This is a genomic window from Melioribacter sulfuriphilus, assembly GCF_052656625.1.
In genome coordinates this window covers 311,121-336,558 of the sequence record NZ_JBQXXK010000001.1, presented here as the reverse complement: position 1 = coordinate 336,558, position 25,438 = coordinate 311,121, and the positions used below count along the sequence as shown (strand labels likewise).

At 37.3% G+C, this 25,438-nt stretch carries 27 protein-coding genes; 2 read left to right on the top strand and 25 right to left on the bottom strand.

Annotated elements, in window-relative coordinates; genetic code table 11:
* Window positions 1-2 precede the first annotated feature (2 nt).
* From fliJ to ACUN8G_RS01425, 17 genes are all read right to left on the bottom strand, one after another.
* Window positions 3-434, bottom strand: a complete 432-nt coding sequence (gene fliJ / locus ACUN8G_RS01505; protein ID WP_437347031.1) for a flagellar export protein FliJ — start codon at window positions 432-434, stop codon at window positions 3-5.
* A 9-nt stretch (window positions 435-443) separates the two neighbouring features.
* Window positions 444-1,769 (bottom strand): flagellar protein export ATPase FliI, encoded by a 1,326-nt coding sequence (gene fliI, locus ACUN8G_RS01500; RefSeq protein ID WP_437347030.1) that lies wholly within the window; start codon window positions 1,767-1,769, stop codon window positions 444-446.
* Complete coding sequence (locus tag ACUN8G_RS01495; protein WP_437347029.1) at window positions 1,766-2,389, bottom strand: FliH/SctL family protein; 624 nt, start codon at window positions 2,387-2,389, stop codon at window positions 1,766-1,768. The genes fliI and ACUN8G_RS01495 overlap by 4 nt, the downstream gene beginning before the upstream one ends.
* Window positions 2,382-3,416, bottom strand: a complete 1,035-nt coding sequence (gene fliG / locus ACUN8G_RS01490; protein ID WP_437347028.1) for a flagellar motor switch protein FliG — start codon at window positions 3,414-3,416, stop codon at window positions 2,382-2,384. Before fliG ends, ACUN8G_RS01495 begins: the two co-directional genes overlap by 8 nt.
* Window positions 3,406-5,034, bottom strand: coding sequence for a flagellar basal-body MS-ring/collar protein FliF (fliF, locus tag ACUN8G_RS01485; RefSeq protein ID WP_437347027.1), 1,629 nt, complete (start codon window positions 5,032-5,034; stop codon window positions 3,406-3,408). The genes fliG and fliF overlap by 11 nt, the downstream gene beginning before the upstream one ends.
* Before the next feature lie 2 nt (window positions 5,035-5,036).
* A complete protein-coding gene (gene fliE / locus ACUN8G_RS01480; RefSeq protein ID WP_437347026.1) occupies window positions 5,037-5,318 on the bottom strand; it encodes a flagellar hook-basal body complex protein FliE in 282 nt (93 codons plus the stop codon).
* A 2-nt stretch (window positions 5,319-5,320) separates the two neighbouring features.
* A complete protein-coding gene (locus ACUN8G_RS01475) occupies window positions 5,321-5,554 on the bottom strand; it encodes a hypothetical protein (protein WP_437347025.1) in 234 nt (77 codons plus the stop codon).
* Between the two features lies 1 nt (window position 5,555).
* Window positions 5,556-6,059, bottom strand: a complete 504-nt coding sequence (gene flgC / locus ACUN8G_RS01470; protein WP_437347024.1) for a flagellar basal body rod protein FlgC — start codon at window positions 6,057-6,059, stop codon at window positions 5,556-5,558.
* Window positions 6,056-6,451, bottom strand: coding sequence for a flagellar basal body rod protein FlgB (gene flgB / locus ACUN8G_RS01465; RefSeq protein ID WP_437347023.1), 396 nt, complete (start codon window positions 6,449-6,451; stop codon window positions 6,056-6,058). The genes flgC and flgB overlap by 4 nt, the downstream gene beginning before the upstream one ends.
* Window positions 6,452-6,579: 128 nt before the next feature.
* Window positions 6,580-6,795, bottom strand: a complete 216-nt coding sequence (locus ACUN8G_RS01460; protein WP_437347022.1) for a hypothetical protein — start codon at window positions 6,793-6,795, stop codon at window positions 6,580-6,582.
* Window positions 6,782-7,882, bottom strand: coding sequence for a protein-glutamate methylesterase/protein-glutamine glutaminase (locus ACUN8G_RS01455; protein ID WP_437347021.1), 1,101 nt, complete (start codon window positions 7,880-7,882; stop codon window positions 6,782-6,784). Before ACUN8G_RS01455 ends, ACUN8G_RS01460 begins: the two co-directional genes overlap by 14 nt.
* The gene (locus ACUN8G_RS01450) at window positions 7,875-9,704 is read right to left on the bottom strand and encodes a chemotaxis protein CheA (RefSeq protein ID WP_437347020.1); all 1,830 of its coding nucleotides are present in this window, start codon (window positions 9,702-9,704) and stop codon (window positions 7,875-7,877) included. Before ACUN8G_RS01450 ends, ACUN8G_RS01455 begins: the two co-directional genes overlap by 8 nt.
* A complete protein-coding gene (locus ACUN8G_RS01445) occupies window positions 9,697-10,485 on the bottom strand; it encodes a protein phosphatase CheZ (RefSeq protein WP_437347019.1) in 789 nt (262 codons plus the stop codon). The genes ACUN8G_RS01450 and ACUN8G_RS01445 overlap by 8 nt, the downstream gene beginning before the upstream one ends.
* Window positions 10,486-10,498: 13 nt before the next feature.
* Window positions 10,499-10,876: a response regulator gene (locus ACUN8G_RS01440; RefSeq protein WP_437347018.1), complete on the bottom strand. Its 378-nt coding sequence runs from the start codon at window positions 10,874-10,876 to the stop codon at window positions 10,499-10,501.
* 10 nt (window positions 10,877-10,886) lie between these two features.
* Complete coding sequence (locus tag ACUN8G_RS01435; RefSeq protein ID WP_437347017.1) at window positions 10,887-11,252, bottom strand: response regulator; 366 nt, start codon at window positions 11,250-11,252, stop codon at window positions 10,887-10,889.
* 8 nt (window positions 11,253-11,260) lie between these two features.
* Window positions 11,261-12,178 carry a CheR family methyltransferase gene (locus ACUN8G_RS01430; RefSeq protein WP_437347016.1) on the bottom strand — a complete coding sequence of 306 codons (918 nt, stop codon included), beginning with the start codon at window positions 12,176-12,178 and terminating at the stop codon, window positions 11,261-11,263.
* Between the two features lie 11 nt (window positions 12,179-12,189).
* On the bottom strand, window positions 12,190-13,566 hold the full coding sequence (locus ACUN8G_RS01425; protein WP_437347015.1) for a HEAT repeat domain-containing protein: 1,377 nt from the start codon (window positions 13,564-13,566) through the stop codon (window positions 12,190-12,192).
* 362 nt (window positions 13,567-13,928) lie between these two features.
* On the opposite strand from ACUN8G_RS01425, the gene ACUN8G_RS01420 reads away from it, so the two are divergent.
* Window positions 13,929-15,122, top strand: a complete 1,194-nt coding sequence (locus ACUN8G_RS01420; protein WP_437347014.1) for a sensor histidine kinase — start codon at window positions 13,929-13,931, stop codon at window positions 15,120-15,122.
* Between the two features lie 14 nt (window positions 15,123-15,136).
* Window positions 15,137-17,095: a hybrid sensor histidine kinase/response regulator gene (locus ACUN8G_RS01415; RefSeq protein ID WP_437347013.1), complete on the top strand. Its 1,959-nt coding sequence runs from the start codon at window positions 15,137-15,139 to the stop codon at window positions 17,093-17,095.
* Window positions 17,096-17,193: 98 nt separating this feature from the next.
* Here the strand turns inward: ACUN8G_RS01415 and ACUN8G_RS01410 are convergent, their stop codons facing one another.
* The 8 genes from ACUN8G_RS01410 to ACUN8G_RS01375 are packed head-to-tail and all read right to left on the bottom strand — an operon-like array spanning window position 17,194 to window position 25,422.
* Window positions 17,194-18,180, bottom strand: a complete 987-nt coding sequence (locus ACUN8G_RS01410; protein ID WP_437347012.1) for an RluA family pseudouridine synthase — start codon at window positions 18,178-18,180, stop codon at window positions 17,194-17,196.
* On the bottom strand, window positions 18,149-18,805 hold the full coding sequence (gene lspA, locus ACUN8G_RS01405; protein ID WP_437347011.1) for a signal peptidase II: 657 nt from the start codon (window positions 18,803-18,805) through the stop codon (window positions 18,149-18,151). The genes ACUN8G_RS01410 and lspA overlap by 32 nt, the downstream gene beginning before the upstream one ends.
* A 15-nt stretch (window positions 18,806-18,820) precedes the next feature.
* On the bottom strand, window positions 18,821-19,519 hold the full coding sequence (locus ACUN8G_RS01400) for a TraR/DksA family transcriptional regulator (RefSeq protein WP_437347010.1): 699 nt from the start codon (window positions 19,517-19,519) through the stop codon (window positions 18,821-18,823).
* Window positions 19,520-19,532: 13 nt separating this feature from the next.
* Window positions 19,533-22,724, bottom strand: coding sequence for an isoleucine--tRNA ligase (gene ileS / locus ACUN8G_RS01395; protein WP_437347009.1), 3,192 nt, complete (start codon window positions 22,722-22,724; stop codon window positions 19,533-19,535).
* Window positions 22,725-22,749: 25 nt separating this feature from the next.
* Window positions 22,750-23,364 carry a hypothetical protein gene (locus ACUN8G_RS01390; protein ID WP_437347008.1) on the bottom strand — a complete coding sequence of 205 codons (615 nt, stop codon included), beginning with the start codon at window positions 23,362-23,364 and terminating at the stop codon, window positions 22,750-22,752.
* Window positions 23,361-24,182, bottom strand: a complete 822-nt coding sequence (locus ACUN8G_RS01385; RefSeq protein ID WP_437347007.1) for a purine-nucleoside phosphorylase — start codon at window positions 24,180-24,182, stop codon at window positions 23,361-23,363. Before ACUN8G_RS01385 ends, ACUN8G_RS01390 begins: the two co-directional genes overlap by 4 nt.
* Entirely contained in the window at window positions 24,179-24,733 is a 555-nt protein-coding gene (locus ACUN8G_RS01380) for a DivIVA domain-containing protein (RefSeq protein ID WP_437347006.1), read from the bottom strand. The genes ACUN8G_RS01385 and ACUN8G_RS01380 overlap by 4 nt, the downstream gene beginning before the upstream one ends.
* A gap of 2 nt (window positions 24,734-24,735) precedes the next feature.
* Complete coding sequence (locus tag ACUN8G_RS01375) at window positions 24,736-25,422, bottom strand: YggS family pyridoxal phosphate-dependent enzyme (protein WP_437347005.1); 687 nt, start codon at window positions 25,420-25,422, stop codon at window positions 24,736-24,738.
* Window positions 25,423-25,438: the final 16 nt, after the last annotated feature.

Below are 25,438 nucleotides of genomic sequence, written 5' to 3'. Positions count from 1 at the left end.
TTTTATTTCCTGTTAAAATTATATATTGCGATTTCGTCGAGATACTTAAGTTCTTTTCTATTGGTTTCCATCATAAATTCTTCAAACTTCTTTTCCTTTAACTTCTCGATTATTCGTCTTTCTTTCGTTCTCTCTTTTAATTCCTCGTACTTCAACTTTTTTTTATTATTTAGATCAAATATACTGCGCTCTGTATTCTCAATATCTTTTTCAATCTGTTTACAATGAGCTTTTAGACTTTGATATTCGAGTGCTTTTATTTTCCCTTTCAATATGGATTCATTCAAGTTTTTTAATTTCTGTATCAAGTTTTTTTTATAATCTTCAGCTCTATTAATTTCGAGTTCGATTGACGCTATTTCTTTCAATACTTTTTTTTCAAGAATATTTTTAATGCGCAATATCGCTTCGAATTTGTATTTAAACACAGCCATTCATCTTTCCTAATTATAATCGATCAACTGACGTAGTTTTTCAATGGTATCTGGATAATTTGCTTTTTCGAATATTCCCTGTCTCAGGAAAGCGTTCAAAGCTTCAATTCTACTAATCGCGAGGTCAATTTTGGGATTACTTCCTTTTGCATAAGCTCCAATATTAATCAGATCCTCAGCTTCGCGATAAGTTGCCAGTAGCTCGTTAAAAGAGATGACTTTTTTATAATGTTCAGAATCGATAATATCTGGCATAACTCTGCTTACGCTTTGAAGAGTATCAATTGCCGGATAATGACCTTTGTTTGCAAGTTTTCTGGAGAGTACAATATGTCCATCGAGAATCGACCGAACAGCGTCGGCGATGGGTTCAACCATATCGTCTCCGTCTACAAGTACAGTATAAATTCCAGTAATTGATCCTTTGTCGGAATTGCCCGCTCTTTCGAGTAATTTTGGCAATAATGCAAAGACAGATGGAGTATATCCTTTAGTTGTAGGCGGCTCGCCAATTGTAAGGCCAACTTCACGTTGAGCCATTGCAAAACGTGTAACCGAATCCATCATCAGTAGTACGTTGAGTCCCTGATCTCTGAAATATTCGGCGATAGTAGTGCCTACATAAGCGCCTTTCATTCTTATCAATGGGGATTTATCACTTGTGGCAACTACAACCACAGAGCGTTTTAATCCCTCCTCACCGAGGTCACGTTCAATAAATTCTCTTACTTCTCTTCCTCGTTCGCCAATTAATGAAATAACATTTATATCAGCGCTTGTATTCCTTGCAATCATTCCGAGTGTAACGCTTTTACCAACACCGCTACCGGCAAAGATTCCAATTCTCTGTCCCTTTCCAATTGTTAGCAAACCATCGATTGCACGTATTCCTGTTTGCAATGGTGTTGTAATCCTTTTTCTTGCCAGCGGATTTGGAGCTTCTCGATGTGCCTCGCGGAACGCTGTATAATTAATTTCTCCTTTACCATCTATCGGATTGCCCAGTCCATCTATTACCCTGCCCAGTAACTCATGACCAACTCCAACATAAAAGCCTCTACCTGTGGCTTTGATTTCGCAAGCTGGAGAAATTGAGTGCACTTCTCCCAAAGCTATCGACAATACTTTCCCTTCTTTGAAACCGACAACTTCCGATTTGCATATTTCGTTGCCATCCCTGTCGACAATACTACACACTTCACCCATAACTGCATTAGGTCCAACAGAAACTATTATTAAACCGACTACATCTAAGACGCGCCCGTTTACTTTTAATGGATCTGTTGTTTCAATAACACGACGATAATTTTCGACTATGTTCTCCAGTTCGATCATTGGTTTTTCTTATTTATCGATTCTTCCAATTTTAATCGGATTTCCTCAAGCTGGCTCGAAATACGTGCATCAACGTTGCCAATTTCAGTTTCCACCAGGCAACCTCCTTTTTCAATCCTTTCGTCTGATTCAAATTTGATTTTATTGAATGAACTGTTGTTCAATAGATTTCTACTGTATTCGTTTAACTCATCTTTGTCGGAAGGGTTAAGTTTTATAACCACTTCGTTTGCACCAATAATTTTTGAAATGGCATCTTTGAGATTTTCGTTTATCAATGTCTCTTTTTCTACTTCATGTCGTACGATTTTGCGAGCAATTTCTACGGCTGTATTAACGACTAATAATTCGAAAGCTGTTTCATATTCTTCCATTTTTTGTTCGTATGCCGTTAAGACATGATAAATTTCTTCGTACTTTTGAAAAAGTTTTTCGGAATAGTCCTTTTCGATCTCCATGCGTCCTTTTTTACGTCCTTCCTCGAAGCCTTTCTTATAAGCTTCTTCAATTCGTTGCTGGGCAGATTCGTAATTATTTATTTCTTCAACCACCTGAGTTTTCGAAGAAACTTTAACAGTCGGTTTTGTTTTGCCAGCATTAATTTTAAGGACGTTAGACATAAACCTCCTCCGGACCGCCCCTCATATTCAATGATATTTCGCCTGCTTCTTCAAGATTTTTAATTATGTCGATTATTCTGCCCTGAGCCGTTTCAACTTCTTTCAATTTAACTTTACCCATATATTGAAGTTCTTCCCTGAGGAGGTCGGCAGCGCGCTCGGACATATTTCTAAAGATTTTTTCTTTTAATCTTTCATCGGCAATTTTTAGTGATAGCGCCAGGTCCTTACGGTCAACTTCGCGCAATATTTTTTGAAGGTCTTTATCTGAAATATTTATAATTTCGTCGAAGATGAACATCAATCTCTTAACTTCGTAAGCTGTTTCCGGATCAATTTCTTCCATTTTATTGAGTATATCTTTTGTGAGGGTGACATTTAATCGATTCAAAATGCCGGCCAGGCATTTAGCGCCACCAAGTTTGCCTACCGATTGACTCATTGAAAGCCCAGCAATTTCATCTACAACGTGTTCTATCTGTTTTAGTGTTTGAGGAGCTATTTTGCCCAGTGTGGCAATTCGGTGCGCAACGTCGATGCGTAGATCTTCTGGTAATTCTTTCAACGCAGCCGCAGTTTGGTCTGGACTCAGCTGTGAAAGAATCAATGCCATTGTTTGTGGATGTTCTTTACTGAGGAAGTTAATAAGCTGCGTGGGTTCGGCTTTTTTAAGAACATCGAAACCTTTTAATGTAGTCAGTCTTTTTACTTTTTCAATAATCTCGGCTGCTTTTGGTGGTCCAAAAGTTTTTTCAAGTACAGCCTGTGCATAATCGATACCCCCTTCGAGTACATATTCACGTGCTGTGACCATACCATAAAATTCTTCAATAACTTTATCGGCCACCTTCGAAGGGATATTTTTAACTTTTGTAATTTCAGCAGAAATCACTTCTATATCGCTAGGATCGAGATACTTCAGTACAGCCGAGGCAGCTTCTACATTCAATGCCACCATCAGCATTGCGGCTTTTTGTACACCGCTAACATCTTCGAGCAATACTTCCTGTTGTTTCTCAGATTTCATCTTCATGCATCCATGCGTTTATTAATTTAGCTGCTTCACCCGGATTTTTTGTTACGTAATTGATAATTTTTTCCTGCTGTGTTTTTTTAGCAACGGCTTCATCTGAAATTTCATCTTCGATGTCATTAACTTGAAGCATGGGTCTCTTGCGCGGTTGAGCTAATTGATTCATCAAATTGGACGAAGCACGCGATTGAGTCAAAGCGCCAGCGCTGCTGCCTCCGCTCAGTGCGAGTGTATCGGCTGCAGCAGCAGTGTTTATTGTTCCTATTATTATTTTTTCGTTCTTAAGTTTCTTCATCAAACTCTTAAGTACAAAGATTGCAGAGATAATAGCGAAGAGCATAATCAATACATTCATCCATTCGTCGGCATTCGGGATGCTACCGAGCGCACCTTTCTCATCCTGCATTTCTTCAATTTGATTCACTTCAAACGGAATGCTCACAAGAGAAAATTGATCATTCCTTTGAGGGTCGATTCCTACAGCATTTTTGACGAGTTCTTCCAGTTTTTTTAATTGCTCCGGAGAACGAGGCTCGTAAACAATCTCCTTTTTACCTTCTTTTTCAACTTCTTTTGGGATATCATTGACCACGGCTGCAACGCTCAAACGTAATATATTTCCACTGCCTTCAACAACCTTCTGAATGGTTTTGCTAATTTCATAATTAGTGAGTGAATTTTCGCTCGACTGAACTGTTGTGTCTTTCAAAGAGCTACCAGCATTATTCGATTTGATAGTCTGCTCGCTTATTGCAACCTGCGATTCGGGGTCGTATTGCTCCATCGTTTTTTCAACCTGATCAAAATTGAGATCTGCATTTACCTTGACTACCGAATTACCATAACCCAGAATATTGTCGAGCAATGATTGAGCTTTTTTGGCGAGATAATTTTCAACCGATTGCTTAACTTCATACTGTTTTGTCGAAGCAAAAGCAAGTGGTCCTTCTTCCGAGTCGTTGGAAAGAATTCTTCCTTTTGTATCGATAATCGATACTCTGCTGGGCGGCAATCCCTCGACGCTGCTCGAAACCAGATTAACTATTGAAGAAATATTTTCTTTACTTATAAAATTACTATTGCGCAATTTTAGAACGACAGATGCCGAAGGTAATTTTTCTTCCTCTTTGAAAATTGTTTTTTGTGGGATGACGATATGAACACGTGCGCCTTCCACCCCGTCTATTTGTGTAATTGTTCGCGCCAGCTCGCCTTCCAGAGCTCTTTTATAATTCAACTTTTGCATGAACTCCGACATTCCCATCGTAGATTTATCGAATATTTCGTAGCCAATAACACCCGAACTCGGTATTCCTCTACCGGCAAGTGCCAGACGTGTTTCATAAACTTTTTCTCGAGCAATTTTAATTGTCTGGCCATTATCGTCAATTTTATATTGAATCTTCTGGCTGTTCAAGTATTCGACAACCTTCGAGGCATCTTCGGCAGACAATCCTGTATAAAGCGTAGTGTAATTTGGCTCGTTAAGAAAAAAGATCATGACGACCAGCAAAACCACGGTGGAAATTACACCACCGGCTAACATGAATTTCTGCTTTGGATTAAGTTTATTAATTATCCCAAGTAAAGCTTGTAATGGACTTGAATTCATAATTATATCGGTATTTTAGTTAGTTCTTTATACATATCAATTGTTTTGTTTCTGATCTCCATGAGCAACTCGAGACTTGTTTTTGCCTTTTCACCGGCAATCATTACTTCGTGGAGTTCGATACCGTTGCCTGCAATAAAGTCTTCAATAGCTTTTGCAGATTCAACCTGCGCTTGATTTACGCTTTTTAGTAGTTCAGCAAAAACATTTCCCGAATCGACCTGCTTTTTTTGCTCCTGGTTAATAGCATTGGCAATAAATCCGTTTAATCCCTCAATTTTCATGATTAACCTCTTTTATCAAATAATGACCCAACTGCCACTCCGCTTACTTTTCCCTTGGCGTTATAGAATTCGTATTTGAGAATTTCATCCGTTTTTTCCGGATAAAGATTAGCGAAGAATTGCTTTTCGGCGTTGGTTAATTCGTTTTTTTTATCTGTTTGAGTTCTTTGAATCTGTTGATTTTGATTAATACGATTGAGAGAATAATTACCAAATGAATTTGTAGTAATCTTCATATTATATCTCCAGAGAATCTTTAATCATTTGCTTTGATGAATTTAAAGCTGTTAGATTGGCTTCGTAAGCACGTGTAGCTGCAATCATATCTACCATTTCGTTAATAATATTTACATTCGACAGACGCACATATCCGTTTTCATCGGCGTCGGGATTGTCGGGCATATAAACAAGATCGCCGGGTCGGGAGTCTGTAGTGACATTAACTTCAACATCGTTATTTACAGGCGGCAATCCAACTGAATAACCGTTTTCCCTGACTAAATGATTCGGATTGGTAGTGTTCAACCTGATCAGTTCGCCTTCTTCTAACTTCAGTCTGGAAGCGAAACTGTTTTGTTCCTGTCTCACCTGTAAAAATTGACGTTGATATGGTTGCCCGTCAATAGTTCGCACGGTGTCGGCATTTGCAATGTTCTGGGATATGAGTTCCATTTTTTTTCTCTGAATACTCATGCCCCGCGCACTTATACTAAGGCCGAACATACTACCGGATAATTTCAAATTCTTCCTCCTCCGCTTATTACTTTTTGAATCATTTTATAGTATTCGCTAACTTTTTTAGAAGCAAACTTGAAACGCAATGTATTTTCTGCCAGCTCGGCCATTTCCTGTTCAATATTTACATTATTTATCCCCGATAGACTTTCAGTATTATCGTCTGTAACAATTCTAAATCGATTCTGTCTGTCAAAAGGATCGTTTAGTGATTTTAAATGCTTCGATTCGGTTGTCCTAAGAAGTGTGTTGGAATTTTCTTCCAGGAGGTTTTTAAATTCTACATCTTCCCGTTTGTAATTTTCAGTCTGAATATTTGCAATGTTATTTGCAATTACTTTATTCTTTACAGCACAATAGTCTAAAAGATTTTCGAGAAGCTTTATTGAATTTTCCATTTCCACTTATTCTGGATAATTTTATATAAAACTATCCAAAACAAGTGCCATTTAGAAAGGCTTAAAAACAAGCGTTTTGTGTGATATGAACGCTCAATGATTGGCTAAAATTAGACAGTTGACAATTATTACTCATTATAATCGAGTATAACTGTTTTGGTCTGGCCACATGAGCAGACGAATTTAATTTCTTTGACAACGTCGTTAATATCTTTTTTCAGATAAATTTTTACGTCTTCGTTCTCGTCGTCTTCGACGGTAATTTTAGAGTAGCCATTAAATTTTACATCCCTGGCTTTAATTAAATTACCCGATCTGGCAGAAGTAATATTAAAGTCTCTCATTACTATATCTTGGAACTGGTTCTTTTCCATTTACTAATGCTCCGTTAATTGTGGCTGGTATTTTTTCGAGTGGTAAAATTAAATCCGCAAGTCCCGCTTCGACAATAGCTTTTGGCATACCGTAAACCACGCAGGTTTCCTCGTCCTGGGCGATTGCAATGCCTCCTTTTGATTTTAATAATTTGACAGCCTCGAGTCCGTCTTTGCCCATCCCGGTCATTATAATTGCGAGAGTATTTTTTCCGTAATGTTCAACTACGGAAGTCATTGTAACGTCGACCGAAGGACGATGCAGAGTTGTGGCAGGTTCCGGTGTAATTTCTATTGCGTGATTAAGATTGCTTACTTTTTTTAATTTCATATGCATCCCGCCTGGGGCTAAATAAACAACACCTCCTCTGACCACTTCTCCATCTTCAGCTTCTTTTACTTCGAGCTGGGAGAGAGTATTAAGTCTATCAGCCAGCGATTTTGTAAATTTAGGTGGCATGTGTTGTACGATGAATATTGGTATATGAATCTCTCCAGAAAAATTGGGTATAATTTTTTGTAGTGAAAGAGGACCTCCCGTTGAAATTCCGATCGAAATGGCATTGTAATTTAATTTGGGCAGCTCTTTTCCCGAAATATATACAGGTTTCTTTTTTTCTAAATTACGTATACTGTCTAAGCGGGATGTAATAAGTTTATGGCGTGTGATCTCTTTAACTTTGGTAATTAGATCTTCTTTAATCTTGCCGATATTGACATTTACATACGAAAGTTCTTTAGGAATAAAATCGACAGCGCCCAATTCCATTGCTTTGATCGTGGCTTCTGCACCTTCTGTCGTAAGAGAGCTAATCATTATTACAGATGTAGGAGCGGTATCCATTATTTTTTTTAGAGCAGTCAGTCCGTCCATAACTGGCATTTCAATATCCATCGTAATCAAGTCGGGTCGTAATTTCTGAGCCAATTCGACGCCTTCCTGACCGTTGCGTGCAGTTGCCACTACTTTAATTGAAGGATCGCTTTCAAGCATTAAAGAGATCGATTTCCGCATGAAAGCCGAATCGTCCACCACAAGAACAGAAATGTTATGCATCTAAACGTTTTTCCATTTTATTGAATAATTCATTAATATCAAGGATGATGACAACGGTTCCGTCTCCCATAATTGTTGAACCTGCAATGCCGTCAATTTTACCGAGATAATTTCCGAGCGATTTAATTACCACCTCCTGCTGACCGATGAGATTATCTACTTTAATACCAAATCTCTTTTCAGCAATTCCAACTTCAACGATATACTGCCATTGCCTTTCTTTGCCGTTGCCATTGCTCGAATGATTAATTAATTCGTCGAGACCTATAATTGGTAAAACCGTGTCTCTCAGATTGATTACCTCTTTGCCCCTTATGGTTTCTATTTGTTCTTTATTTACTCTTATTACTTCAATAACGGAATGAAGTGGAATTACTAATTTTTGACCGCAGGCTTCCACGATCATGCCGGATATTATTGCAAGTGTCAAAGGAAGACGGAGTATGATTTTTGTTCCTTTGCCAACTTCAGATTCAACGGCAATTGTACCACGTAATTTTGTTACATTTGTCTTAACCACATCCATTCCCACTCCACGACCGGAGACATTACTGACCTGTTCAGCAGTCGAAAAGCCGGGGTGGAAAATCAAATTATAAGCTTCCTGTTTGGAGAGTTCTTTGGCTCTTTCGGGAGCAAGGAAACCTTTCTTAATTGCCTTATCTTTAATCACTTCAGGATCAATTCCTTTTCCGTCGTCTTCAATTGTAATTACGATATTATTACCCTCGTGCTCTGCTGAAAGAATAACAGTTCCCGTACGCGGTTTGCCTGCAGCTTCGCGAACCTCTGGCTTTTCAACTCCATGATCAACGGCATTACGAATTAAGTGCACAAGGGGATCGTTAATTTCTTCGATCAGATTTTTATCTACTTCGGTATCCTCACCAAAAATTTTCAATTCCACTTCTTTATTCAATTCTTTGCACAAATCCCTGACTAACCGGGGAAATCTATTGAAGACTTTACCAATCTTAATCATTCTCAGTTTCATTACCACAAGCTGTAACTCTGTAGTCATAAGGTCAATTTGTTTGGTGGCGTCGGCAAGGTCTTTTGCGTAGTTGGTGCCTTCATACTCTAAAGCAAATTGATTGTTGACCTGAGTCAGTCTGTTCCTTCCCAATACCAGCTCCGACGCTATATTCAAGAGCGCATCCAGGCGTTCAATTTCGACGCGAATAGTATTGTCTGTTTTCTTGGACTCTGTCTTTGGAGCTGCTTTCGGTAATGAAACTTTTTTCTGTTGGACGGTCACTACAGTTTCATCGGTTTTCTGATTATTTCCGTCTGCAAAAGAAGAATTGTTTTCCTCCTCAGTAACTGTTTGTTCTGTAGGAATAGTCGAATTTTCTCCTTTCGTTTCGGAAGGGCTGGATGATTCGTTAGGGGTGGTATCAGAATTTAGGCCTGTAAGAAGATTTTGCAAAACGTTAATTACATTAGCTATCTCTACATCTTCGTTTTTATCGTTTTCAATTTTCACCAGTAATTCTTTGATCGTATCAAATCCAAGCAGAATACCGTCCATCAGTTCACTGGAAAGCTTTGCTTCCCCTTTTCTTAACTTATTCAAAATATCTTCGCATTTATGCGTAACTTCCGGCAGTTTTTCTAATCCTAAAAAACCGGAGGTTCCTTTGATGGTATGAAATGACCTGAAAATCTTGTTCAGGAGGTCCAGATCCTGAGGTGACTTTTCAAGTTCCATCAAGTCGACATCGAGATTTTCAAGAATTTCTTTTGTCTCCAGCAAAAAGCTGTCGACAATTTCTTTCATCTCCGGATCGACGAGCATTGGGTTTTGTGTTATGTCAGCCATTGTTCCGAAAAAGTTTGTCTATTTCTTCCTGCGACGTTTTATTTCCGTTATCGTTATTATTTCGTTTTGCCTGTTCAATTAGCTGGTCAGCAACCGACTGATGAGCTTCGCTTCTATCGTACTTAGCATTGGGATTAAATGCTTTGGGATCTACTTTTGGAGTTTCTGCATGGGGCAATACAAATCCTTCCTGTTTATTGAAATCGATCAACAACGAAGATAATTTTTCCTGCACAGAATGGATGAGGTGATTGACAGAAGCAAGTTGCTGCGCCGTTATATCCTGTACCTGAAGTGAAATCGTAATGTTTGTAGCATCCAGTTCAATCTTATTAATAACTTCCTCGAGCGAAATAACTTTACTTTCCAGCTCGTCAATACTTAAATTGGACTTCAGTTCCTCCAGCGTTTCGCTCGATGCAGGTACTTTTTGCGCAAATGCATCGAGAGCAACTCTTTGATTGAGAAATCCGTTTTTCAGATCGCTCAATTCGTTTTTTATTTTTATCATATCATTCGACATTGAATCTACAATATCGAGTATTTCACTGGTAGCAATTTCCGTTGCGCTTGTAACACTGCTAATTTGATGAGCCGCTTTCGGAATTTTACTTGTGGTATCCTGTATTGAATTGTTAACATTTTCAAGTAGCGGGACTATGTCGGTCATAAAATCGATAATTTTTTTGAAGAGGGGAACAATTTTCTGACCGAATATAAAAAACTGCTTCAAGTCCCCTAACTTTTCAAATACCTGTTCCATACTGAGTTTATTTTCCATTATGTACCTCTTATTAAGCGCTGGCTAAAATTTGTTCAATTTTTTCACGTAGAATTTGAGGAGTAAAAGGTTTTACAATATAATTGTTCACTCTTGCCTGTAATGCCTCAAGAATATCTTCTTTTAATCCCCTTGTAGTAACCATTAAGATGGGGATCGATTGTTTCTTTTCGTCCGAACGAATAGCTTTGACCAGTTCGAGTCCCGAAACTTCGGGCATATTCCAGTCAGTAATTACAAAATTGATTGAATCATCGGAATTCAATTTCGTCAGAGCTTCTTTGCCATCGCTGGCTTCGACGAAATTATCGTACCCGATTGATTTGAGGGAATTTGCAACAATTCTCCTCATTGTAACAGAATCGTCCACAACTAAGAATTTTAGTGCCATTTTATTACTCCTAATTCAAATATTTTGAAACTTCGTATAGTACTCTTTCCGGATCAAAGGGTTTAATTAAATATGAATTTGCGCCGTATTCCAGTCCGCGATGTATGTCTTCACTGCTGCCTAATGAAGAAAGCACAATTATTGGAAGTTCTTTATATTCTTCATTTTCCCTTATCGATTTGATCAACTGAAAGCCGTCGACATTCGGCATATTCAGGTCTGTTATCAGCAGATCGATTTTATTACCGGGTAATTTTTCCAGAGCTTCCATACCATCGGCGCAGGCAATGATTTCGTATCCCTTCGTGCTTAATGCTACACTAACAAACTTTCTGATTGTGGGAGAATCGTCTGCTATTAATATTACACGTTTCATTTATAAAACTACTCCTTTTTATATCCAACGGTTTTTGGAAAACTGACCACCTTAAAAGCTTTCGAAATTCCCTGCAATGTTTCAGAATATCCAATAAAAAGATAGCCTCCGCGATTGAGAGAATTATATAAATGAGAAACCACCTTTATTTTCGAAGCAGTGTCGAAATAAATTAAGACGTTCGCACAAAAAATAACATCGAAACCAGTCATTGTACGCATCATTATGTCGTCATAAAGATTCATTACTTTAAACGAGACAAACTGCTTAATTTCAGGTACCACTTCATACGAATTTCCATTTATTTTGAAATACTTCTTGAGATAATAAGGTGGAATGTTCCGAATTGAATATTCTTTATAAACTCCCTCTTTGGCAGTTTCCACTACACTTGCGTTGATATCAGTACCCACAATTTCCAGATTAACATCGGGAAATTTCGGTTGAATTAAATCGTGGAAAACCATTGCAATTGAATAAGCTTCTTCACCAGAAGAACTTGCAGCACTCCAGATTCTAATCTTATTTTTCTGAGCAGGCAACAAGCCAGGTTGAAATTTTTTATTGTTGATAATTTCCTGAAATATTTTCGATGCCATAGCATCGAGCTGAGGTTGATTTCTAAAAAAGAAGGTTTCGTTGATTGTAATTGCTTCGTAAAAATATCGTTTTTCTTCTGGGTTGGAATTTCGCTTGAGAAGCAAAAAATATTCATCGAAACTCTTTAGCCCCAGATAATTTATGCGTCTTTGTAATCTGCTTTCGAGAAGATATTTTTTATTATCCTGGAAATAAATTCCGGTATTTTCATATATATATTTCCGAATTTCCTGGAATAACGGAAGTGACATTGTCATTGGCTTGGGAAGTACATTACCCAAGTTTTTTCTGAAGTCCGATAATTTCAAATCTGATGGCTGATTCATAATCTTTTCAATTAAATAGTGGATTTTCTGTAATTAACAATTTCAGCGGCGCGTTCGCGTACCATTTCATCCTCGTCGTTACTCAACCTGGCAAGTGTCTCGGTCGAAGCATCGATTTCGAGTAACTCGAGAATTTCAATCAATCTCATTTTATTCCAGATATTCTCGTCTGCCACCATCGTATCTACAAAAAGAAACGCCGTTTCTACATCGAGATAGAAAAGGATTTCCATACTTGTACGTCTTACTTCTTCATCCGGATGACTTAGATAATTGCTTACCGCGTGGAGTATATTGCGAATTAAGAGTAATGGTATCGCTTCTTTTTGTTCTTCACCTAATGACGAGATAATGCCCATCAGGAGGTTCAATATATGTTTTATATTTTCGGGTTTCGAGTCGAGCAGATGCGGAATTTCTTCGAGAAAATATCCAATATTGTTGTAAATTTTTTCACGCACCATATCATCCAGCTCGTAATCGTCACCCAGGAATTTTAAACTTGCGATAAGAATATCCTTATCGTTAAATATCTTTACCATTTTCAGGGCAATTTTTTTGTGGTCGGCACTGCCTTCATTAAGCGTATACAAAAGAAGGCTTTTCATCTTGTCTTCGTATGGAATATCAAGATTAAACTTTTCCTTTAACTGGTAAATTGACGTAATTAATGGCCACACGAGCGGCCCGTGTATATTGGGAATTTGTTCTAATAAAAAGAAATATGTATTAATATCGCCGATCGTGCCCAAACTTTCGATAATCGAATATTTTGTCAGGTCGTCTTCTCTGTTGAATCTCGAAAGGAGAAAATCGAGAGCTCTTTGCGAACCAATTTTACCCAGCGCTTCGACAATCGTAGGTTTATACAATTCATTCCGTTCGTAAAAAAGAAGCAAGATATCGATTGACTCTTCGAACTTGATATTTCCAAGCGCTTCGATGCATGCAAGAATTACATTATCGTTATCTGTTGCGCTTAATACTTCCATTATATGATTTCCTGCTGCTGGGTCGCCAATCAATCCGAGCAAATCGATGATAAATTTCTGGTCGTCGTCGCTTTTATCGCTATTGTATTCGATCAGCCATTGGACGGATAGACTCCCAAATTTTACCAGAATTTCGCCAGCAAGATTGCGGACTGAAATATCTTCAGAGGAAATAAAAGGGACTATCAGTTTAGGTGCTTTCTCCGGCTTTCTGCTCAATAGCAGCATACTTGCCGCATTACGGACTCCTTTATCTTCATGAGAAATCAGTCCGCATACAAATTCAAGGTCATTCTCCAAATTTTCTTTATCGACAAGTGAATAGAGTTCCTGAATGATGTCGTCAGCAGACTTCTTTTCTGAACTTGCAGTTTGGTTGTAAATGTCTTTTCCCATAATGTCTTATGTTTTGTTTGCTTTATTAATACAAGAAATATGCCTCTTTAATTAGCATCTTTTTTAACCCTATTTAATCGATATCTATTAAATACTCTGCTGAATATTAGCCAGCTGTCAAAAAATCTTCATTGTATTATCGAACTATTTATCGAAAGTTTTAGGAAAAATTGAATATATTTTGTCTATTTTTCTTCAAAAAGATTTTCTAATTAAATTAAATAATTAAAAATTTTTTTCGATAATTATAATGTTTATTAGAATGTGTTTATTAAATAAAAAGATTGTTTTAAAAAGAAGGGCAAAAATATGGGCAAATTGGCGGAAAAATCAGATAACTTTTTTATATTAGAATTACTATAATGGCACTTAATGCAAAAAATATCGATAACAGCCACATTCAAACATTATTTTCATTACTTAATAGTTTGGATGTAGGCTTTTTTATATCCGACAAAAGCGGTAAAATAATCAACACAAACAGCTCACTTTATAATTTATTTAATATCGGATTCGATTCGACTATAACGAAGGATACAGGTAAATTTTTTGAATATATAAAAGAGCACTTTATCAGCAATATATTCAATTTTGAGCCTATCGAAAAATTCACATATGATTTCACTCAGAATTTCAGTACGATCTTACCTGCAAAAGGCAATAGTTTTATCAAAATAGTAACATATCCTCTCATTGGTCTATCACAGGAAATGAGGTTATGGGCTTTTTTTGACATTTCTGAAAAAATAAGAGGCGGCTTAACTTTACCGGTTAATTTACCTGCCGTCACTGACGAACAATTAGAGGAAATTGAGGGGGTAGATAGCGTCAATAAACTCAAAGAAGAAAACAAGGAATTGAGAGAAGAACTAAACGCTAAGGATAAATTTATATCCGTTATTGCACACGATTTAAAAAGCCCTTTTCAGGGATTACTCGGAATTTTTGATATAATATCGGAAACCTTCGACGAATTGAATCCAGAGGAACTAAGACGTTATCTCGGATATGCAAAATCGTCCGTAAAAAATCTCTACAATCTTGTTGACGAACTTCTCAACTGGTCGAGACTACTGCTCGGACAGGTGAAAGTAAATCCAGCCAGAATAAATCTGACAGATATTTACAATAACATAATTGAACTGAACAAACACGCTCTTAACAACAAAAAGTTGACTGTTATTAATTATCTGAGCGAAAATTTAATTGCCTATGCCGATGAAAATATGGTGCATACTGTATTTCGTAATCTTCTTTCGAACGCAATTAAATTTTCTCATCGAGGTGGTACAATCATTATCAATGGCAAACGAACAAACGGTAATATTGAGATTTCCGTAAGTGATCAGGGTATCGGTATGGATAAAGAAACGCAGGAAAAATTGTTCAAATTGGGTGAACAGGTAAATATGCTTGGCACCGAAAATGAACCTGGATCAGGTCTTGGGTTATTGTTATCAAAAGAGATGGTAGAACTAAATAACGGTAAAATCTGGTTTGAAAGCGAAATCGATAAAGGGACTACATTCTTTGTTTCATTACCCAAAGCAGAATAAACAGGAATTTGTAGATGAATAATAATCTCTCAAAACTATTGGAATTATTCAACAGTATGAAATCGACTCCAAATATTGATTCACTTCTACTCAATGCTTTCGATCATTCATTCGATGCCATTGTTATCTTAAAAGATTACTCAATTATTTATCACAACAAAGTATTTCGTAATACTTTCGGTTACATCGATAGGGACCAGCTTATTTACCGTCAATTCACAGAATTTATCCATGAGAAATATTTCAAACGCTTCAAGGAGAAAGTAGAAGAATGTAGAAACACTTCGACTGAATTGAAGAATTATCATCTTCGTGGTATTAAAAAAGATATGACAGAGTTCGACATAGAAATTAATCTTAAAACTATTCCGTTAGACAACGAAGTTTATGATTTAATATTTATTCGAGACATTACTGAAAAAAAGAAAATTTCCGAACAGATAAATAAACTTTCCCGCATTGTGGATCAAAGTTCCTCAATTATCATCATAACCGACCTCGAAGGGAGAATCGAGTACACAAATCCAAAATTCACCGAAGTAACGGGATATTTTTTCGAAGAAGTTTACGGTAAAAAAACCAGTATACTAAAATCGGGATATACCTCAGAGCACATTTATAAAGACCTGTGGGAAAATATATTGTCTGGAAAAGAATGGCGTGGCGAATTTAAGAACAAAAAGAAAAACGGTGAATTATATTGGGAATCAGTTAGCATCTCACCCATTCGTAATGAAGACGGCGAAATAACGAATTTCCTCGCTATCAAAGAAGATATTACTGAAAAGAAAGAAATGGAATTTGAGCTCAAAAGAGCTCTTGACAGTTCGGAAGAAGCCAATCGGCTTAAATCCACTCTACTTTCAAATATGAGTCACGAATTGAGAACTCCATTAACTGGGATAATCGGATTTGCCAGCTTACTGAGAGACGACCTTAAAAATACCGATCAGGTGGAAATGGTCGATAAAATTTTGAAATCCGGCAAGCGTTTACTCATTACCCTTAATTCAATTCTTAATTTATCTGAAATCGAATCCGGCACAATACCAATCAATATAACAGAATTCAATCTCGGCTCGTATACGAAGTATTTTCTTACAAATTATAATAAAACAGCAGCGGAAAAATCCCTTACGTTCGACATAAAAGTGCTTAATAATGATATTAATGCTGTAGCAGACGAAAATTTATTTAAACAAATTTTAATGCACATAGTAGACAATGCGATCAAATTTACTCAAAAAGGTGGAGTGACAGTAGAAGTCAATTCAAAAATTGGACCGGATAACCAGATACTGGCAACCATAAGAGTAATTGATACTGGTATTGGCATAGCTAAAAAGGATCAGGAAAAAATATTCAGAGAATTCCGCCAGATAAGTGAAGGCATTAGGAGAAATTTTGAAGGCAGCGGACTCGGCCTTGCAGTTGCAAAAAAAATGGCAAACTTGATGAATGGTGACATTAGCGTCGAAAGTGAACTAGGCAAAGGTTCAATCTTTACAATCACTCTGCCGGGCACATTTAACAATAAAGAACTTGCTCCTATCGAAAAAAAATCACGTCGAACGGACAAAAATAAAATTATCTCACCTGACGAAAGCAAACCCAGAATTCTAAGTATAGAGGACAATATTCTCAATGCCGAACTTGTAAGCCTCTATCTAAAAGAAATTTGCGAAGTTGATACTGCATTCGATTATTATGAAGCTATCGAAAAATTAAAGCATGGCACTTATACTGCCATTCTTGTTGACATCAACCTTGGAAGTGGACCTTCAGGAATCGATTTTGCAAGAGAAGTAAGGAAAAATTCAGCATACAAAAACCTGCCACTTATAGCAATAACCGGGTATGCGCTCCTTCGCGACGAGAAAAAACTCCTTAAGGAAGGTTTCGACTATTATATTGCTAAACCTTATGAACAGGATGACCTTCTGGAAATTATCCATACTATAATTAAAAAATAATTTTTAAAGTGGGGGACCACAAAATATGTGGTCCTTTCAAAAGATTGGTAGGTATGGTTCCTTAGGGCAATTTATTATCGTAAAAGAAAGAAAAAAGTTTAGGGATCATTTTTAAGTTTTTGCAGAAGCAATTGAAAATCTTCCGTTAACTCGGAATCGAAAAACATTTTTTCTTTGGTGTGTGGATGAATAAATCCAAGCGTTTTAGCGTGAAGTGCCTGACGTTCCATAATATTCAAGAGATTTTCAACCCTGCTTTTCATTTTCGGAAGTTCTGCACCATATACAATTTTTCTACCGCCGTATGTTGGGTCGCCAAAGATGGGATGATTAATATGCGACATGTGCACTCTAATTTGGTGGGTTCTGCCAGTTTTCAATCTTAATTTTACAAGCGATGCAAAATCATATTCTTCAATGACTTCATAAAATGTGTGGGCATATTTCCCTTCACTTTCACTGACGGCAAATTTTTTCCTGTCCTTAGTTGACCGCGCAATGTTTCCGATTACCTCACCTTTTTTTTCTTTAAATAATCCCCAGCACACCGCCCAGTATTCCCTATCGATGGTATGCGCAGAAAATTGCTTTGCCAGTTGGGCATGTGTCCATTCGTCTTTGGCAATCAGAAGAAGCCCGCTTGTGTTTTTATCGAGCCGATGAACTATCCCCGGCCTTCCTTTATCGTTCAACTGACTTAATTTATTCGTATAAGCAAGCAAAGCATTTACAAGCGTACCCGTGTAATTACCAAATGCGGGATGCGTTACCATTCCTGCAAGCTTATTTACAATCAATAAATATTCATCTTCGTAAACAATATCCAGTGGAATTTCCTCTGGAATTGTTTCTTCAGGGCGAGGAGAAATCGGAATTGTTACGTCAATAATATCTCCAGGGTTAACAAGATAATTGGCTTTAACAATTTTACCATTTACAAAGACGAGTTCAGATTTAATTAATTTCTGAATTTTGGATCGCGTGGAATGTTCGATTGAATTTGATAGAAATACGTCTATTCTTTCTTTTTTTTTGCCTGGAGGTATTTCAATCCTAATCTTCTTTTCCGTTACTATCCTTGACATCAGCCACAGACAAATTTATTGTCGATAGTTCATCATATTTTTTTACAATTTCACCCGAATCGGTCGTTTGCTTTATATGAACATCCTCTTTTACACTGCCATGAAAGATCACCAGTAAAATTACTCCAATCGTTACAGAAGCATCCGCAATATTAAAAATAGGCCAGCGGTCATATGTTCTTCCCAGAATTGTAAAGTCAAAGAAATCGACGTTGAAAAAGTCGACTACTCTACCGTAAAATATTGGCGCATATCCATAAATAACACCGTAAAAAGTGCGGTCTATCAAATTACCAATAGCCCCACCAAGTATCAAAGCAAGAGCAGCACGCACAACAAGTTTCTGGTGTTTCGATTTATATAAATAGTAGAAGATTCCAGCACTAGCAATTAACGAAAAGATTGAGAGCAACAATTTAGCACTGTCATTTACATCGATTCCAAATGCCAGTCCGGGATTTTCAACAAAAGTAATCTTAAAAAAATCGCCTATGACGTTGATACTTTCACCATACGACATGCCTTCAAAATGGAGATTCAAAAAGGGGATCGAGATTCCCTTTACAATTAATTTAGTTATCTGGTCAATTACTATTACTGTTAAAGTTACATAAAGTGCTTTCACTTAATATTCCGTAAATTATTTGGATTGCATCTTTTGTTTTACCTGCAAACAATGCTGGGTATGCGGCACGGCTTTTAGTCTTTCTTTTGGAATTAATGGACATGTTGGACAAAGATGTTGAGGCTCGTCGATACATTCAATACAAATACCGTAGGTTCCATTTTCGATTCTTTGCAATGCTTCGTCGAGATAGCCCAAAAATTTGTTTTCACGCTGTGCCCAGAGATAAAGTTTTTCACGTTCCATTGCGTCTGTACCCTGTTCGGCCATATGGAGCGAATAAGGCGAATTCTCGTTTACGTATTGTCCAGTGGATGGATCCATCATTTGTTCTTTAAGCGCCTGAAGTTGTTCGATTATTTCATTTCTTTTTTGAATAATAATTTGTTTGAATTCTTCAAGTTCAGCTTTCGAATACCCTTGAATTTTTCTTATTTTTTTGGTTGGGGACATTACTTCAACTTTATTATCAGATGTCATTTTTTTCTGCTCCGTAGTTTTCGGGATTTTTTTCTTTGTTTTTGTTTCAGCATTAGATTTCTTCGATGCAACGCTTCTTTTGAGTGTCGCTTTTTTCGAAGTTTTAGTTGTCGCTTTTTTGTCGAGCGTCTTCTTTTTTGAAGCAGCCGAGACAGTATTTTTCGTTTTAACACTCTTGGCCGACGTTTTTTTTGAACCGGCAGAACTCTTCTTTTGAGTCTGTTTCTTTGCCATGTTTCCTCCGTTACTAAGTTATTGCTTTTTCAATACCGATCTTGCACCTGAAATCTCCCAATTCCCATTCTTGAACATTACCGCCTTCAGCATTAAATTTAATCGTTTTTGCAAGGACTTCATTTGATATATAATCGTTAAAATTGCTCAAATATTTAATTAACTTTTCGTCGCCGTCAACATAAAGATCGATTCTGTCGGTTACCTCAAAATCGAGATCTTTTCTCATGTTCTGAACTCTATTGACGAATTCTCTTACATAACCTTCTGCAATAAGTTCCTCTGTCAGTTCAGTGTCAATTGCGACTGTTACTCCTTCTTCCGTCTCTACGAGCCAGCCTTCGATCTCGCTGCTTACAATTTCCACGTCTTCTTTACCGATCGACACCCTTTCACCTTCGACGTCAATCTCAACTGTTTCTCCTTTTTCAATAAGTTTAATCGACTCTTTATCGAGTTCTTTAATTTTTTCCGCCAATTTTTTTACGAGTTTTCCAAATTTTGGACCAATCGTTTTGAAATTCGGTTTTGCACTTTTGTTTACTATACCAGCGTCGTCTTCGAGAATTACCATTTCTTTGATATTAACCTCCTCAAGAACCACATCTTTCATTTTAGTGAGCGCATCACGTAAATCTTTATCGACATAGACCATCATCTTCCGTAGCGGCTGACGTACTTTAAGATTATTTTTTGCTCTGATCGAACGAGCAAGATAAACAACCCTCTGAGCTACGTCCATTTTTGTTTCGAGCGCTTTGTCTCTGTAACCCGATTTTGGATAATATGCCAGATGTACCGACTCAAAATCTTCTTTTTTCGTTACCTCATTCAGATTAAGATAGATCTCTTCGGCGATAAACGGAGCAAATGGAGCTGTTAATTTTGAAACGGTAATTAAACATTCATATAATGTTTGATAAGCTGATAATTTATTTTTGTTAATTTCCGATTTCCAGAATCTGCGTCTGTTTCTCCTTACGTACCAGTTGGATAATTGGTCGATAGTAAAATTCGATAAAGCTCTGGCGGCTTTGGTAACCTCGTAATCTTCCATATATTTTTCGTATTCTTCCACGAGCGCATTTAATTTGGATATAATCCATCTATCAATTTCTGGACGCTCTTCGTAAGGGATTATTTCTTCTTGATGAGTAAATTTGTCGATGTTTGCATAGAGTGCAAAGAAGGAATAGGTATTGACAAGCGTTCCGAAAAATTTTCTCTGTACTTCTACAATGCCATCTTCGTCGAACAAAGTTGGTTTCCATGGTGGACTTATGGTTACCAGATACCATCGGGTTGAGTCGGCCCCGTATTTTTCAAACAAAGCAAAGGGATCGACTGTATTGCCCCTCGATTTGGACATTTTAAGTCCATTTTTATCGAGCACAAGTTCATTTACAATAACATTCTTAAAAGTAATGCTGTCGAATAGCATCGTACCAATTGCATGCAAAGTATAGAACCAGCCACGTGTTTGATCGATGCCCTCGCAAATAAAATCTGCAGGGTAATTTTGTTCGAATAATTCTTTATTTTCAAAGGGATAATGAAATTGTGCGAAGGGCATGGCACCGCTATCGAACCAGACGTCGATCAATTCCGGAGTTCTGGAATAGATCTTCCCTCCTTTTTCGAACTTGATTTCATCAACAAATGGTTTATGCAAATCGATTTCGTCATCTGGTAAATCTTTTACAGCAATTTTCTTGCCGTCCCTAATTACAAAGCCTTCCTTCAATTCAGCAATTGAACCAACTGCAAACATCTCCCCATCTTCGTTAATCCAGATTGGAAGCGGGGTTCCCCAATATCTATCTCTAGATAGCGACCAGTCTTTATTTTCTTCCAGCCAATTTCCAAATCGACCGGCACCAACTTCTGGTGGATGCCAATTAATTGTTTTGTTGAGTTCTATCATTCTGTGTGCTATCTGTGTGGTTCTAATATACCAGCTGTCTCTGGCATAATAAATTAAAGGATTGTCGCATCGCCAGCAATGAGGATATGAGTGAAGATAATCCGTTGTTGCTCTGTAAATCAATCCTCTTTCTTTAAGATTTTTAATGATATCCGGATCGACTCCTTTTTCTTCGTGCGTTTCGAATTTAATTGACTTAATCAGCCTACCTGCAAAATCTGTAACTTCGTCAGTAAAACGACCGTTTTTAGTAACAGGTTGAATAAATGGAAGATCGTATTTAATAGAAACTTCATAGTCGTCAGCGCCGAAAGCAGGGGCTATATGCACCACTCCCGAACCGTCTTCTGTACTAACAAAATCTCCTGCTATAATGTACCACGCTTTTTTATTAACCTTTATGTAATTGAATAACGGAATATATTCCCTGTTGAGTAGGTCTTTGCCCTTCAACTCTGCCAGTATTTCATAATTTTCAGTTATAACCGAGAGTCGAGCTTTTGCCAGGTAGAGCACACCGTGATTCTCTGTCTTAATTTTAACATAATCGATCTCTTCTCCAACTGCTAAAGCCACGTTCGAAATAAGCGTCCACGGCGTAGTTGTCCATACAAGTACCGATGCGTCCTCGTCTTTCAGTTTGAACTTTACATAAACATTCGGATCACGTACATCTTTATAGCCAAGTGCAAGTTCATGCGACGACAGAGGAGTTTCACAATGTGGGCATTGCGGAACAATCTTGAAGCCCTTGTAGATCAATCCTTTTTTAAAGTATTCTGACAGTGCCCACCATACCGATTCAATATATTCATTTGTACATGTAATATACGGGTCGTCGAGGTTAATCCAGTAGCCCATTCTTTCGGTAAGTGTGCGCCATCCTTCCTTCATTTCGATATGATGGTAAACAAGTTCTTTCGCCTTTTTATTGAACTTGCCGACGCCGTATTTTTCGATGTCCGACTTTTGAGTAAATCCGAGTTCTTTTTCGAGTGCAATCTCGATAGGAAGACCATGAGTATCCCACCCAGCTTTACGTTGAATTCGAAATCCTTTCATGGCTTTATAACGGCAGACGAGGTCTTTCAGCGTACGTGCCATCACGTGATGAATGCCCGGTTTGCCATTTACAGTTGGAGGACCTTCATAAAACGTGAAATGAAAATTTTTATTCCTTGTTTCGATGCTTTTCTCGAATATTTTATTCTCCTTCCAGTACTTGAGAATTTTTTCTTCGATTTTCGGGTAACTTATTTTTTCATCAAATTGCTTGAACATCTTTTATCTCTATATTAATGAGTAACTATTCTTCTGCTTCATATTTTTTGATTAATTCTTTTTCAGTTGCAATTAATTCTTTCAATTGCATTTCGAGCTGATTTTTACGACTGATAATTTCGTCGGCTGTTTTTTGAGCTTCGTATATAATTTTGTCGGCAGCAATTTTAGCTTCGTCGATTATAATATCAGCTTCTCTTTTAGCCGATTGAAGTAAATTTTTAATCTCATCCCGACTTTTTGCTCCAGCTATTTTATCGCGCTGCATGATTAAAAGTTCACACGTGACCATCCCAAATAGTGCCATCGAGCCAAGCATAACGTTTCGCAACAAATAAAGAATCATGTTTTCAACCAGCAGATCATTAAGACCGAAATATTCCCTGAACATCGTTATCATAACAACGCTTATGAATGAAACAGAAATTATCACTGCAAAAATAACTTTGCCTCCATGATTATAACCGAGTGTCTTATTAATAAGCCATCCGCATACAAATGCAAAGAGCGAGAGAAGAAACCATACAGAAAAATCTTGATAACCCGACTTGAATATTTCAGTACTCAAAAAATCCGACGCAAAAATTATTACAGCCAATAATCCCGGTGTTGCATAATAGATATTTTTTCTTTCTGTCATAATGCTTCGATCACTTCCTTCATTATCAAAGTCATTTTCGGTTCAGCTTCGTTTGCTGCTTGCAGAATTTCATCCAATGATACCGGTTTGAGAGCTTCGGGAAAACATTCGTCTGTGATAATACTTATACCCAGTACCTTCATTCCCATGTGATTGGCAACTATATTTTCAGGAACGGTAGACATTCCAACGACGTCGGCGCCGATTGTTCTCAAAAATCTGTATTCTGCTCGAGTTTCTAAATTTGGTCCGGGGACAGCCACATAAACCCCTTTTTGAATTCGTATTTTATTTCTCAAAGCCGCTTCTTCCGCTAATTTTATTAATTCCTTGCTGTAAGGCTCGCTCATATCTGGAAATCTCGGTCCTAACTGGTCTTCATTCGGACCGATTAAAGGATTATCGCCCAATAAATTTATATGGTCGACAATCAACATTATGTCTCCTCTTTTGAAAAGAGGATTCATGCCTCCGCATGCATTTGAAACCATTAAATATTTAACTCCGAGAAATTTCATTACACGAACAGGATAAGTAATTTGCTTCATGGAGTATCCTTCGTAGTAATGAAATCTCCCCTGCATTGCAACGACGTTTTTGTTACCGATTTTGCCGAAGATCAATTTTCCCTGATGCGACTCTACAGTTGAAAGTGGGAAGTGAGGTAGTTCGCCATAGTCGATCGTATGTTCGACATCAATTTCTTTTACCAGACCACCCAATCCAGTTCCTAAGATGATCCCCACTTCGTATTTCTTATCCGTATATTTTTTTATAACATTCAAAGTTTCATTAATATTTTCGATAAGTTTACTCATAGCAACTTCTCCAGTATATCGTCTACGTTAATATCGGTTTGCTCTTCCTTTTGGGAATCGTCTTTTATTTCTCTCCTCAATTTAAGATCCGGCATTGTTTTATTTTTATCAGCTATCATTTCCATTAAATTGGATTGTGTATCGACCATAGCTTTTAATTTTGAAATCAACAATTTTTTTTCTTCTCTCAGTTTAACTATTGACTCTCTCAATGCATCTGCGCTTGCTTTGGCTTTTTCGATCATTTGGGTAGCTTTAATTTCCGCTTCTTTAATCATTAATGCGGTTTGCTTTTTTGTAGAATCGACCGCTTTTGATGTTGTTTCAGTCGCACTTAGCAGCGCTGCCTGCAAATTTTTTTCGAGTCTTTTATACTCAGTTAATTGTTCCTCCTTCAACTCGAGTTCTTTTTGCAATTTTTCGTTTTCACTTGATATTTTTTCAAACTCATCGGCCAATCGTTCCAAAAAGGCTTTAACCTCGTCTCTGTCGTAACCTCTGACGGATTTATTAAATTCCTGATTCTTTATGCCGTAAGGAGTAAACTTCATTTTTATTTACTCCTCTCTCCAAAAATTGCCGTTCCAATCCGTACCATCGTTGCTCCTTCTTCAATAGCAATTTCAAAGTCGCTCGTCATACCCATCGACAGTTCAGTCATTTCAAAACCGTCGCTTGTCAATTTTTCTTTTAACTTTTTCAAATTTATAAATGCATTTCGGACGATCTTTTTGTCATCTGTAAAAGGAGCAATAGTCATTAAACCCGTTAGTTTTAAATTTGCAGATTTTTTACAAAATTCTGCTAAGCGATAGATTTCATCCGTATCTGTCAATCCGAATTTGGAAACTTCTTCAGAGGTTTTAATTTCCAGTAGAACGTTCTGGATTTTCGAAATTTTCTGTGCTCTTTTTTCAATTTCTTCAGCAAGTTTCAACGAATCGACCGAATGTATATATTCGGCTTTATCAATAACGTACTTAACTTTGTTCGTCTGCAGATGGCCGATAAAATGCCATTCAATATCGCTGTAATCGGCAAGATTATCTGCTTTGTCTTTTAATTCCTGGGCTTTATTTTCGCCAAATACTTTGAGCCCGGCATTATAAGCTTCGATAATAGTTTCTTCAGGAACGGTTTTAGTAACGCCGATTAACTTAATTTCCGTTGAGCTGCGCCCGCAACGATTGCATACTCTCTCAATTCGATCCAGTATATTTTTAATATTTTCGGCAATCATAATTCTAAATCAAGAC